At 60.6% G+C, this 12013-nt stretch carries 16 protein-coding genes and 1 other RNA gene; 7 read left to right on the top strand and 10 right to left on the bottom strand.

Annotation, left to right across the window (positions count from 1 at the left end):
- Positions 1 to 98 precede the first annotated feature (98 nt).
- Complete coding sequence (gene ilvA, locus MLD04_RS05555) at positions 99 to 1649, top strand: threonine ammonia-lyase, biosynthetic (protein WP_282451793.1); 1551 nt, start codon at positions 99 to 101, stop codon at positions 1647 to 1649.
- A gap of 184 nt (positions 1650 to 1833) precedes the next feature.
- Positions 1834 to 1998, top strand: a complete 165-nt coding sequence (locus MLD04_RS05550) for a hypothetical protein (protein WP_008939563.1) — start codon at positions 1834 to 1836, stop codon at positions 1996 to 1998.
- Here MLD04_RS05550 and MLD04_RS05545 read toward each other — a convergent pair.
- From MLD04_RS05545 to MLD04_RS05530, 4 genes are all read right to left on the bottom strand, one after another.
- Positions 1980 to 2615: a 5-formyltetrahydrofolate cyclo-ligase gene (locus MLD04_RS05545; protein ID WP_248155593.1), complete on the bottom strand. Its 636-nt coding sequence runs from the start codon at positions 2613 to 2615 to the stop codon at positions 1980 to 1982. The genes MLD04_RS05550 and MLD04_RS05545 overlap by 19 nt on opposite strands.
- Before the next feature lie 4 nt (positions 2616 to 2619).
- Positions 2620 to 2801: non-coding RNA, 6S RNA (gene ssrS, locus MLD04_RS05540), on the bottom strand.
- Between the two features lie 51 nt (positions 2802 to 2852).
- Positions 2853 to 3149 carry a cell division protein ZapA gene (locus MLD04_RS05535; RefSeq protein ID WP_248155591.1) on the bottom strand — a complete coding sequence of 99 codons (297 nt, stop codon included), beginning with the start codon at positions 3147 to 3149 and terminating at the stop codon, positions 2853 to 2855.
- Entirely contained in the window at positions 3149 to 3355 is a 207-nt protein-coding gene (locus MLD04_RS05530; protein ID WP_008939560.1) for a TIGR02449 family protein, read from the bottom strand. Before MLD04_RS05530 ends, MLD04_RS05535 begins: the two co-directional genes overlap by 1 nt.
- A gap of 214 nt (positions 3356 to 3569) precedes the next feature.
- On the opposite strand from MLD04_RS05530, the gene MLD04_RS05525 reads away from it, so the two are divergent.
- From MLD04_RS05525 to MLD04_RS05505, 5 genes are read left to right on the top strand one after another with little or no spacing between them, the layout of a single operon-like run.
- Positions 3570 to 4172, top strand: a complete 603-nt coding sequence (locus MLD04_RS05525) for a UPF0149 family protein (RefSeq protein WP_248155590.1) — start codon at positions 3570 to 3572, stop codon at positions 4170 to 4172.
- A gap of 25 nt (positions 4173 to 4197) precedes the next feature.
- Positions 4198 to 5517, top strand: a complete 1320-nt coding sequence (gene pepP, locus MLD04_RS05520; RefSeq protein WP_248155588.1) for a Xaa-Pro aminopeptidase — start codon at positions 4198 to 4200, stop codon at positions 5515 to 5517.
- 4 nt (positions 5518 to 5521) lie between these two features.
- On the top strand, positions 5522 to 6814 hold the full coding sequence (gene ubiH, locus MLD04_RS05515; RefSeq protein WP_248155586.1) for a 2-octaprenyl-6-methoxyphenyl hydroxylase: 1293 nt from the start codon (positions 5522 to 5524) through the stop codon (positions 6812 to 6814).
- The gene (locus MLD04_RS05510) at positions 6807 to 8018 is read left to right on the top strand and encodes an FAD-dependent monooxygenase (RefSeq protein ID WP_379883695.1); all 1212 of its coding nucleotides are present in this window, start codon (positions 6807 to 6809) and stop codon (positions 8016 to 8018) included. Before ubiH ends, MLD04_RS05510 begins: the two co-directional genes overlap by 8 nt.
- Positions 8019 to 8051: 33 nt before the next feature.
- On the top strand, positions 8052 to 8984 hold the full coding sequence (locus MLD04_RS05505; protein WP_248155582.1) for a DUF808 domain-containing protein: 933 nt from the start codon (positions 8052 to 8054) through the stop codon (positions 8982 to 8984).
- Positions 8985 to 8992: 8 nt separating this feature from the next.
- On the opposite strand, the gene MLD04_RS05500 is transcribed toward MLD04_RS05505, so the two are convergent.
- The 6 genes from MLD04_RS05500 to hisI all read right to left on the bottom strand — a co-directional run bounded on the left by MLD04_RS05500 (position 8993) and on the right by hisI (position 12010).
- Positions 8993 to 9712 (bottom strand): 16S rRNA (uracil(1498)-N(3))-methyltransferase, encoded by a 720-nt coding sequence (locus MLD04_RS05500; protein ID WP_248155580.1) that lies wholly within the window; start codon positions 9710 to 9712, stop codon positions 8993 to 8995.
- On the bottom strand, positions 9709 to 10494 hold the full coding sequence (tatC, locus tag MLD04_RS05495; RefSeq protein ID WP_248155578.1) for a twin-arginine translocase subunit TatC: 786 nt from the start codon (positions 10492 to 10494) through the stop codon (positions 9709 to 9711). The genes MLD04_RS05500 and tatC overlap by 4 nt, the downstream gene beginning before the upstream one ends.
- A complete protein-coding gene (tatB, locus tag MLD04_RS05490) occupies positions 10491 to 10931 on the bottom strand; it encodes a Sec-independent protein translocase protein TatB (protein WP_248155576.1) in 441 nt (146 codons plus the stop codon). The genes tatC and tatB overlap by 4 nt, the downstream gene beginning before the upstream one ends.
- Before the next feature lie 11 nt (positions 10932 to 10942).
- Positions 10943 to 11173, bottom strand: coding sequence for a Sec-independent protein translocase subunit TatA (gene tatA / locus MLD04_RS05485; protein ID WP_248155574.1), 231 nt, complete (start codon positions 11171 to 11173; stop codon positions 10943 to 10945).
- Between the two features lie 89 nt (positions 11174 to 11262).
- Positions 11263 to 11592, bottom strand: a complete 330-nt coding sequence (locus tag MLD04_RS05480; RefSeq protein WP_248155572.1) for a phosphoribosyl-ATP diphosphatase — start codon at positions 11590 to 11592, stop codon at positions 11263 to 11265.
- Positions 11593 to 11602: 10 nt separating this feature from the next.
- The gene (hisI, locus tag MLD04_RS05475; RefSeq protein WP_248155571.1) at positions 11603 to 12010 is read right to left on the bottom strand and encodes a phosphoribosyl-AMP cyclohydrolase; all 408 of its coding nucleotides are present in this window, start codon (positions 12008 to 12010) and stop codon (positions 11603 to 11605) included.
- Positions 12011 to 12013: the final 3 nt, after the last annotated feature.

Here is a 12013-nt window from a genome sequence, read left to right as displayed (position 1 = left end):
TGGGGAATTTCACACATTATAGCCGTCTGGGCGGTGTGCTTATAGACGGCTGCCGTGCAAACTTTCTACACTGTGGGTTTTCTTCGCACACTCATCAACTGACCGGAACCACAATGCCGCAACGCTATATCAAGAAGATACTCGATGCGCGCGTCTATGACGTGGCCATCGAAACACCCCTGACTGAAGCCCGTAGCCTGTCCAAGCGCTTTGAAAACAACATTCTGCTCAAGCGCGAAGACCTTCAGCCGGTGTTTTCCTTCAAGATTCGTGGCGCGTATAACCGGATTGCCCAGCTCTCCGAGGAACAGAAGGCCAAGGGTGTCATTTGCGCCTCGGCTGGCAACCACGCCCAGGGCGTGGCCATGTCGGCGAAAGAGCTGGGCATCAAGGCCGTGATCGTCATGCCCCAGACCACGCCGGACATCAAGGTAAAATCGGTCCGTGACCGTGGTGCAAAAGTGGTGCTCAAGGGTGATGCGTTTGACGAAGCGGCGGCCCATGCCCAGGAGCTGATCCGCAAGCACGGCTATACCTACATCCCGCCCTATGACGATCCCGATGTGATTGCCGGGCAGGGCACTGTGGCCATGGAGATGATGTGGCAGTTTTCCCACCCCCTGCACGCGGTGTTTATCCCGGTGGGCGGCGGCGGTCTGATTTCCGGTATGGCGGCCTACATCAAATACCTCCGGCCGGAGATCAAGGTCATTGGTGTGGAGCCTGAGGACTCCAACTGTCTGCAGGCCGCGATGAAAGCCGGCGAGCGGGTGATTCTGGATGAGGTCGGTATCTTTGCCGACGGCGTGGCCGTCCGCCAGATTGGTGAGGAACCCTGGAAAGTCTGCAAGGACAACGTCGACGAGGTGATCACCGTCTCCACCGATGAGATCTGCGCTGCGATCAAGGATGTCTTCGAGGATACCCGCTCTATCGCCGAGCCGGCCGGTGCCCTCTCGGTGGCCGGCCTGAAGAAATACGTCCAGCGGGAACAGCTGGAAGGGGAGAACCTCGCAGCGGTTCTCAGTGGCGCCAATATGAATTTCGACCGCCTGCGCTATATCTCCGAGCGGACCGAGATTGGTGAACAGCGTGAGGCCATCCTTGCGGTGACGATTCCGGAAAAGCCGGGCGCGTTCAAAACCTTCATCAATGCCCTGCACAAGCGCAGTATCACCGAGTTCAACTACCGTTATTCGGATGCCCAGAATGCCGTTATCTTTGTGGGAATCCAGATCCAGGCCGGAGGCTATGGCCGGGACGAGCTGGTCCAGGATCTCCGGGAGACCGGCTATTCCGTGGTCGACCTGACTGACAGCGACCTGGCGAAACAGCACATTCGACACATGGTGGGCGGTCACGCACCGAGCATCAGCAATGAGAAGGTCTACCAGTTCGAGTTTCCGGAGCGTCCTGGTGCGTTGCTCAAGTTCCTGATGTCACTGGGGACTCGCTGGAACATCTCCATGTTCCATTACCGAAACCACGGCGCTGCCTACAGCCGTGTTCTTCTGGGGGCGCAGGTCAACGACGGTGAAGAGCAGGACTTTGAGAAGATGCTCGATAAGGTTGGCTTCCGGTACGAAAACATGACCGATAACGAAGCGTACCGTCTGTTTCTCGGAGCCGGGAACGGAAGCTCGAAATAACTCGAGGCAGGAGCATGGCGGGCCCCGCCATGCTCCGGGCGTGGTTGCAATTCTTAACTAAGTTTAATCCGTCAAAAATTGTAAAATGGCAATTGCGTGTTAGTCTTTCGTCTAATTCTTGAAATCAAGAATAGCTGACTGATTTTCCAGTTAATTACCACCTGAGTCTGAAGGAATACCAACCATGGGCGGCAAGCCTGACATCCTGAAAGCCATTGTGCTGATTTTTGCTGTCGGCCTTGTGATTACCGGATTTACGTCCATCCACGCCTCAGAAGACAAGCCCCAGGTTGAGAACACAGTGACCATTGGCTCCGTGCAGGGCGAGGCTCACGGTCTGAACCGGTAACAACGCCGGTCGGTGACCACACTGTGCAGCGGAACATCCCAGGGTTCCATCGGCAGCTTTTTTACCCTCTGAAAATCATGCGCCAGCCCGATCAGTTTCGGGGCCAGTCGTGGCCTGAAGCGGCTGAAGGCGAACGTGCGATCGTAGAATCCGCCTCCCATTCCCAGGCGCCCACCCTCTTCGTCGAAACCCACCAGCGGAAACAGCACTGCATCCAGCGCCCATGGCGGTCGCTTCAATCCTTTGCTGAAGTCCGGTTCCGGGATGCCAAAGCGGTTGGCGTGAAGCATGACGCCCTCCCGATACGGGCTGAACACCAGCTTTCCGGAATGGATGGGGTGTAGTACCGGCAGGTAAAAATGCACGCCTTTGCGTCCAGCAATGTCCATGAACAGATGGGGATCGATCTCGCCATCGTTGGGCAGGTAGATCGCAATATGTTTTGCCCGGTGAAGGTCCGGATTCCTCAGAAGGTTCAGTGCGAGATATTCCGATGCCTGCATCTGCTGCTCAAAGGTCAGGGCCTGTCGTTGGGCGCGCAGGTGTTTGCGAAGCTGGCTTCGGTTCAGTGTGTCGGGATGGGATTCGAAGGGTTGTGGGGCGATAAACCTGGTCAAAATAAAGCTTCCCGGGCTGCCGTTATCGGATGTGGCCCTTGAACCCAAAGTTCAAGGTCGGTGGCCGCTGTGACATATTAGGCTTTCCCCGTGAGGGGACGTGCTCACAATGCCCTGAAGTAGCCACCTGGGTAGTGCGCATCGGCTCGAGGACGTATCCGACCATCGCGAACAGCCCAGGAAGTTGATCCCATTATACGGGTAGCTCCGGGGCGGATTGCAACACCTGATTCCGGATCAGTGCCCGGAATTGTCCCCAAGGGCCTGATCAAGCTTGCCGTCCATCGCCTTGAGGATGGAGCTGGTGGCGTCGGACATGGAATCCTGTTCGAGGAGTTCATGGGTGATGTTCAGCGCCGCCATCACAGCGATGCGTTCAACGCCGAACACCTTGCCACTGGACCGGATCTCACGCATTTTCTGATCGAGGTGCCGGGCGGCGCGCAAGAGCGCGTCCCGCTCTTCATCCGGGCAGGCAACCAGGTATTCCTTGTCGAGAATCTTCACCTCAACGGTGGCGGCTTGCTGTGACATCAGTGGTGCTCCAGCGCCCGAAGGCGGCCGATCATGGCTTCAATCTTGTTTTTGGCAAGATCGTTCTTGTGCATTAACTGGGCGCGTTCCCGGTTCCAGTCGTCCTGCAGATCCCGCAGCATGGCATTATCACGCTCCAGCTTCTGGCAGCGTTCAATCAGCTTGTCCAACTTGTCCGCTAAGGCCTGTACTTCGGACTGTTCCATGGCGTGCCCAACATCGTTTGTTATGAATCCAAACAACTATAAGTGTGGATGGTAAGTCGGTCAATTTACAGGCTTGTCATGGCCTCGTGGGCGTGACAGGGATCACCGTTGGCAGGGTTGCGAATGAGGGGGCCGGGCTACGCCCCGAGTGCCTTGTGGCGCCCCGAATGCTAGGATAGGACCTTCACTCAGCGATACAGGATTTTTGTGCTCAATGTCAGAATCCGACGTCTCATCCGGGGCCGCACGGGCCGCGGAATTCGAACGGTGGGCCAATGTCTTTACAGCCCATCAGGCATTCAGTCATCCCTCCGAGCTTCATGGTGCTCTATGTGGTCGCCTGGCGGCCGGTGCCCGTATTGAGGAGAACAACTGGCTGGCCATGGTCTGCGAACACATGGGGTTGCCCGAGCAGACCGCCGAGGACTCGGAGGATCTGGCTCCGTTCATGAATCGGGCCTACGAGCAGACCCTGGCGCTTCTGCAGTCTGCGGATATGAGTTTCCATCCCCTGTTGCCGGATGATGACTATGCCATTGAGCAGCGACTGGAGGCACTGGTGGCCTGGGTCCGCGGGTTTCTTGAAGGTATGGCTCTGGCGGCAGGAGAATCCCTTGGCCAGGCCCCCGATGAAATTCGTGAGCTGATCGAGGATATGGTCGCTATCAGCCAGTTGTCTGAAGACGAGGAAGCGGACGAAGAGAGCGAACAGCAGTTGCTTGAGATTACCGAATACATCCGGTTGGGGGCCCTGGCGGTGTTTACCGAATTCAACGCCCCGCAGAAGCCCGCCACTGATTCACCGACCCTGCATTGAGCCGGGTCTGACCACGGGAGAGCCCATGTCGTCCATGATAGCCGTTAAAGAGTTTGCCGAGCGTCGCCGCAAGCTGATGGAGCGGATGGCGCCGGACAGCATTGCCATTCTTCCCGCCGCGCCCGAACGGGTCCGGAACCGCGATGTCCTGCACCCGTTCCGCCAGGACAGTGATTTTCAGTACCTGACCGGTTTCGGCGAGCCGGAGGCGGTGCTGGCCCTGATTCCGGGCCGGGAGCACGGCGAAGCCGTACTGTTCTGCAAGGAGCGTCATCCCGAGAAAGAGCTCTGGGACGGACTCCTGTGCGGGCCGGAGGGCGCCATCGAACAGTACGGTCTGGACGACGCCTTCCCGATCTCCGATATCGATGACATCCTGCCGGGTATGATCGAGGGGCGGAGCCGCGTCTACTACCCGCTGGGCAAGGATCAGGGCTTTGATCACCGGGTCATGGAATGGGTGAAGACCATTCGCAGTAAAGTACGCACCGGCGCCCACCCGCCGGGTGAATTCGTCGCACTCGAGCACCTGTTGCATGACCTGCGCCTTTACAAGAGTGCTGGCGAAATTCGGGTCATGGCGAAGGCCGGAAAGATCAGCGCCGAGGCCCACTGCAATGCCATGCGTCGGGCCCGTGAGGGCGGTTACGAATACAACCTGGAGGCCACCCTGATCCACACGTTCATGGAGCACGGGGCCCGTTCGACTGCCTATCCGTCGATTGTCGGTGGCGGCGCCAACGGCTGCATCCTGCATTACATCGAGAACAGCGCGCCTTTGAAGGAGGGCGACCTGGTTCTGATCGACGCCGGCTGCGAACTCGAGTGCTACGCCTCGGATATCACCCGCACCTTCCCGGTCAGCGGCCGTTTCAGCCCGGAGCAGCGTGCACTCTATGAAGTGGTGCTGGCAGCCCAGTACGAGGCGATCGAAGCCGTTCGCCCGGGTAACCACTGGAACCATCCGCACGAGGCGGCGCTCCGGGTGCTGACCCAGGGGCTGATTGATCTGGGCCTGCTGTCCGGCACCCTTGAGGATGCCATTGCCGATGAAGCCTACAAACCGTTCTTCATGCACCGGACCGGGCACTGGCTCGGGCTGGACGTGCACGATGTGGGCGATTATCGCATTGGCGATGCCTGGCGCCAGCTGGAGCCGGGTATGGCTCTGACCGTGGAGCCTGGCCTTTACGTGGCACCGGACAATACCAGTGTGGACGAGAAGTGGCGGGGCATCGGCATCCGGATCGAAGACGATGTGGTGGTCACGAAGGACGGCTGTCGTGTGCTGACCGACGACGCTCCCAAGGCCATTGCCGATATCGAAGCGCTGATGGCGGGCTGACACCGTGGACCGAACCGATACCGATCTCATCATCGCCGGTGGCGGACTGGCCGGTGCCACGCTGGCGCTGGCACTGGCTCGTGAGGTCCCGACCTTGCGGGTAACGGTGGTGGAAACCTTTCCCCTGTCGCCGGAGGCCCTTCCGGCTGACTACCAGCCCAGTTACGACGCGCGTTCCACGGCGCTTGCCTGGGGCTCCAGGCTGATCTTTGACGCCCTCGGGCTCTGGCCGGAGCTGTCCCGCCACGCCACACCCATTCGTCATATTCACGTATCGGATCGTGGCCGGTTCGGCGCAACCCGGCTGCATGCCCGGGATCATCATCAGGATGCCCTCGGCTACGTCGCGGACAATCGCTGGATGGGGCTTTGCCTGATGCGGGCGCTTCAGGATACCTCGGTCCGGTGGCGTGCGCCGGCGGAAGTGCTGGACATGATGCCCGGGGAGTCCGGCGTGGAGGTCACTATCCGGGAGCAGGGCGAGCAGCAGATCCTGACCGGCCAGTGTCTTGTCGTGGCTGATGGCGGTCGTTCCGGCTTGCGGGAAAAGCTCGGATTTGTCACCCATACCGAACGGTACGGTCAGAACGCGCTGATCGCCAACGTAACCACCAGCGAGTCGCACCGGTTTACGGCGTATGAGCGATTTACCGATTCCGGCCCCATGGCCCTGTTGCCCCATGATGCCCCGGGCGAGCCGGGGCATCAGTCCGCGCTGGTGTGGACACTGAACGACGAAGCGCTGGCAGAGATTCTGGCGCTATCGGACGAAGGCCGGTGTCAGCGCCTGCAGGACCGGTTTGGCTGGCGCCTCGGGCGCTTCACCCGGATCGGTGAGTGTCATCACTATCCACTGGCGTTGACCACGGTGGATGCGCCGGTTCGTTCCGGTGTGGCGCTGGTGGGCAACGCGGCCCATGCCCTGCATCCGGTGGCCGGACAGGGGTTCAACCTCGCTCTGCGGGGGTTGATGACCCTGGTGGAGCAGTTCCGGAATGCCCATGAGCAGGGGCGTTCGATCGGGGAACTGTCGGTGCTTGGCGCGTATGAGCAGCATCATCGCCAGGACTGGCAACAGACCGTGCGTTTCTCGGATTCCCTGATCCGGGTGTTCGGACAGTCCCTGCCTGTGGTTGCGGCGGCGAGGGACGCGGGGCTGGTCGGGCTGGACATGATCCCCGGTGCCAAGCGCTGGTTTGCCCGGCAGGCCATGGGTACCGGTGGCCGAAAGCCGGTCCTCTCGTCGTCGAATCGATCCGGAAGGAAGGCAGTACCGAATGGACAGCAAAATGGATAGTTCGCAGTTCGATGTCGTTGTTGTGGGCGGCGGCCTGATCGGCTCGGCGGTGGCACTGGGGCTGGGTCATCAGGGCTGGCGGGTCGCCCTCGTTGACGGAGCGACACAGGCATCGGTGCTGGCGGAGCCAGAACCGGCCCGGAATGTGGATGATTTCGAACCGAGGGTCAGCGCCATCTCCATGGCAAGTCAGCGTCTGCTGGAGGATCTCGGTGTGTGGCAGGGCGTGACGGCTCTCAGGCACTGCCGGTACCGGGAAATGACCGTCTGGGATGGTGACGGAACCGGACGCATCCATTTTGATGCCGCGGATCTGCACGTCGGGTCCCTCGGCACCATTGTTGAGAATCGAAACATCGTGCGCGCGCTATACCGTGTCCTGCAGGACAGCGACGTGGTCCTTGAAGAGGGACAGCAGGTCCGGTACTGGCGGGCCGGCCATGGTGTGGAGCTGGCGGACGGTCGTCGTCTGGAGGCCGCCCTGGTGATCGGCGCCGATGGCGCCCATTCAAGGATGCGCCAGTGGGCCGGCTTGCCTACCCGGGAATGGGATTACGACCAGCAGGCCATTGTCTGTACCGTCAGAACGGAGAAGCCGCACCGGTTTACCGCCTGGCAGAAATTCGCGATCACCGGCCCTCTGGCGTTCCTGCCGTTACTGAACGAAGCGGAAGACGACCATTACTGTTCCATCGTCTGGTCCCAGGATACCCTGGAAGCCCAACGTTTGATGGCGCTGGACGATGAAGCATTCCGGCAGGCGCTGGAAAGAGCCATCGAACAGACACTGGGCGCTGTGCAGTCGGTGTCCCGGCGCCATGCGTTTCCATTGCGTCAGCGTCATGCCAAGGATTACGTCGCCGCGGGAGTGGCGCTGGTGGGCGATGCGGCCCACACCATTCACCCGCTGGCCGGCCAGGGGGCCAATCTGGGATATGGGGACGTGCGCGTCCTGCTGGACGAATTGCGGCGGGCCCGCGCAGCGGGATTGTCACCGGCCGACCCCGACGTTCTTACGCGTTATCAACGCCGGCGCAAAGGCGAGAACCTGACCATGATGGCCGCGATGGAGGGCTTCAAGCAGCTGTTTGCCCGTGACGAACTCCCCCTGCGCTGGTTGAGGAACACCGGGATGCGATGGTTCGACCGGATGCCGGTCATCAAGAACCGCATCGCTGTCGAGGCCATGGGTCTGGCCGACTGATTCATCTGCCACCGGATTACAAGGGACATTACTATGGCCGCAAGCAGCCTGCTCGCGCTGATCGATGACATCGCCACCATCCTGGACGACGTCTCCCTCATGACCAAGGCCGCCACCAAGAAGACTGCGGGCGTTCTGGGCGACGACCTGGCGCTGAACGCCGAGCAGGTGACCGGTGTCCGGGCGGCCCGGGAGCTGCCGGTGGTCTGGGCGGTCTGCAAAGGCTCTCTGGTCAACAAGGCGATTCTGGTGCCGGCGGCCGTGGCGATCAGTTATTTCGTCCCCTGGCTGGTGACACCGCTATTGATGATCGGGGGCGCTTTCCTGTGTTTCGAAGGCTTTGAAAAGCTGGCGCACCGGTTCCTTCACGGCAAGGAAGACCGGAGTCGCCGGGAGGAACTCCAGGAGGCCCTGGAGAAGCCCGACACGGATCTGAGGGCGGTCGAGAAGGAAAAGATCCGGGGCGCGATACGGACAGACTTCGTTCTGTCAGCAGAGATCATTACCATCACTCTCGGAACCGTGACCGGTCACAGTATCGGCATGCAATTCCTCGTTCTGAGCCTGGTGGCGGTGATGATTACGCTGGGGGTTTACGGCCTGGTGGCGGGCATCGTCCGGCTGGATGATGGCGGTCTGTACCTCACCCGCCAGGACAGTGAACTGGCCCAGCGGGCCGGCCGTGGCATTCTCTGGCTCGCACCCTGGATGATGAAGACGCTGTCGGTCCTGGGCACCATCGCCATGTTTCTGGTGGGTGGAGGTATTCTCATTCATGGCGTGCCGCCGGCATACGACGCCCTGCATCATTTTGCGGAGGGGCTGGGTGAGCCCCTGGCGACCGTTACGCCGTTCCTGGCCGATGGCATATTCGGTGTTCTGGCGGGTGCGCTGCTGCTGGCGGTGCTGACGCCGGTCATCAATGCCTGGCAGAACCGCAAAGGCCATTCCGCCGGGGGCGAGTAAAAACAGGGTCAGCCGCAGAGATCGAATAGCCGGCTGATCAGCACCGGTACTGCCGTCTCTACCCGCAGGATCCTGGGCCCGAGGTGAACGCCCTGGCAGCCGGCTTCTTCCAGTTTTCCGACTTCATAGGAGGTGAAGCCCCCTTCCGGCCCCACGCACAATAAGCCAGGCCCGGGCAGGTGGGTCGGGCAGGGTGTCGCGGTGCCGGGGTGCGCGACCAGGCCCTGTTTTCCTTCCAGCAGTCCCGGTAACTCGTCCTCGACGAACGGCTTGAACAGCTTTCGAACATGAACCTGCGGCATGGCGGTGTCTCTGGCTTGCTCCAGTCCCAGTGTCAGGTTTTCCCGCAAGTGGGGTTCGGACAGCCAGGGCGTCTGCCAGAAGCTTTTCTCCACCTTGTAGCTGTTGATCAACCAGATGTCTTTAACGCCCAGTGCGGCGCAGGTCTGGATGATCCGCCGGAACATCTTGGGCCTTGGCATGGCAAGCACCAGAGTCAGCGGAAGCGGCGTGGGAGCAGGTTGGTCCAGGGTCAGTTGCAGTTCGGCTTCGTCGTTGTCCAGTCGGAGGATTTCTCCGGTGCCCATCGGCCCATTGATGCGGCCCACGGGCACCCGATCGCCGATCGCCGACTTGAGCACGGATTGCAGGTGCTGCAGGCGTCTGCCCCGGAGCAACGCCCGATCCGCCGAGATCAGGTCTTCGTCGTTCAGGAGGGCAAGGTTCATTCGTCTGCAGGCTCGTCCGGATTGGCGTCGGCAACCTCCCGGCGCGCAAGCCGGCCGAAGATGATACCGATTTCGAACAGAATCCACATGGGCACGGCCAGCATGGTCTGGGAAATGATGTCGGGTGGGGTCAGCAACATGCCGATCACGAAGCAGGCAACCACCACGTAGGGGCGTTTGGCGGCGAGATCCTGGGGCGTGGTGATCCCGGTCAGGATCAGAAGCACGGTCGCGATGGGAATTTCGAAGGCAACGCCAAAGGCGAAGAACATCTTCAGCACAAAATCCAGGTAGCTGCTGATGTCCGGCAGTTCCAGGATGCCCTCGGGGCCGATGGCGGTGAAGAATCCGAACACTAGCGGGAACACCACGAAATAGGCAAAGGCTGCGCCCGCATAGAACAGAATCACCGAGGTGAACAGCAGCGGAAACGCCAGTCGCTTCTCATGGGCGTACAGGCCCGGGGCGATAAAACTCCATAGCTGGTAGAGAACGACCGGGATTGCGGCGAACAGCGACACGACCAGGGCGAGCTTCAGGGGCGCGAAGAACGGTGATGTCACGTCGGTCGCGATCATGGTCTGGCCCTCGGGCAGCAGCGCCCTGAGCGGCTCACTCAACCACAGGTACAGGTCGTTGGCAAAAGGGTAGATGGCGGCAAAGCAGACGATGACTGCCAGCACCATTTTCAGCAGTCGGTTACGCAGCTCGAGCAGGTGCTCGACCAGCGGCATTTCCTGTTGTTCAGGGGGAGACTGCTGCCCGTCTGGTTGTTGGGTCATGAACGCTTATCCGGAGAGCCTGGTGGAACCTGTTTGGGCGTGGACGACTGGTTGTCCGGTGTCGGGCTGACGTCCTGATCGCTGGAGCTCTCCGACGGGGCGGCGTCGGCGGCCGTATCTTTGGACATGGGGGCCGGCTGATGGCCTTTGCCATCCGACAGGATCATGTGCTCGTATTTTTTTGCCTCGTCCAGAGCACCGCGTACGGTTTTCTGAACGTCGTCCAGACCGACATCGCCGGCTTTACGGAGTTCTTCCCGGAGTTCCTCGGCTTTCAGTTGCCTGTCGAGCTCAGAGCTGAACTGGCTGACCATGCGCCGGGCCGCGCCCACCCAGCGGCCGGCGGCCCGCGCCGCCGTGGGGAGTCGTTCGGGGCCGAGCACCAGCAGGGCAATGACGGCACAGATCAGCAGTTCAAGAAAGCCGATGTCGAACATTCAGTCAGCTCTCAGCTCTGGGTCTTGTCCCGGGACTTTTCGTCTGCGCCTTCGGGCTGAGCCTTGGATTTGTCTTCCAGCGACTCCGGTTCGGACGAGGGCTTTTCTTCCTCGTTCATGGACTTCTTGAAGCCTCGGATGGCACCGCCAAGGTCGCTGCCAATGTTGCGCAGTTTCTTGGTCCCGAACAACAGAATGACAATGCCGAGTACGATGAGAAGTTGCCAGATACTGATACCCATTCGGGGATCCTCGTTCAATGGTGTCTTGTAGCGCTATTGTACGTTAACTAAGCGGCCCGGCGGAAACCCCCGAAAGAGGTAACCCCTGTTTACTGGTCGCGGGACGCCTTCTCTTCGAGTCCGGAAAGATCGAAGCGCCGGCCCAGTTCCTCAATGACATCGTTCGGCCCCAGACCCAGGCGGGACAGCATCACCATGCTGTGAAACCACAGATCGGCGGTTTCATAAATGACGTCCCGGGTCTCGCCGCTGAGTTCGGCGTCCTTGGCTGCCAACAGCGTCTCGGTGCATTCCTCGCCCACCTTTTCAAGAATCTTGTTCAGACCCTTGGCATGCAGGCTGGCAACGTAGGATGTTTCCGGGTCTGCTTCCTTCCGGGCTTCCAGAACCTGGGCCAGGCGTTCTAGTACGTCACTCACGGGTGTCTCCTCATTGGTTGCCGTAAATCGAATCGGGGTTCTTGAGCACCGGCTCCACCGGCACCCACTGGCCGTCCTCCAGCGCTCGATAGAAGCAGCTGCGACGACCGGTATGACAGGCAATGCCGCCTTTCTGCTCGACTTTCAGGAGGATCACATCCTCATCGCAGTCCAGGCGGAGGTCCCGAACCACCTGCTGGTGCCCGGAGGTTTCACCCTTGCGCCAGAGTTTGCCCCTGGACCGCGACCAATAAACCGCCTGGCCTTCTTCCGCCGTCAGTTTCAGCGATTCCCGGTTCATCCAGGCCATCATCAGAATTTCCCCGGTCTCCGCATCCTGGGCGATGGCGGGCACGAGGCCGTCGCTGTTCCAGCGAACGAGATCAAGCCAGTTGTCGGGGGAGGCGGAGTCTTGCATGGT

Source organism: Marinobacter koreensis (assembly GCF_023156285.1).
Lineage (GTDB): Bacteria > Pseudomonadota > Gammaproteobacteria > Pseudomonadales > Oleiphilaceae > Marinobacter > Marinobacter koreensis.
This window is presented reverse-complemented; position numbering and strand designations above follow the sequence as displayed.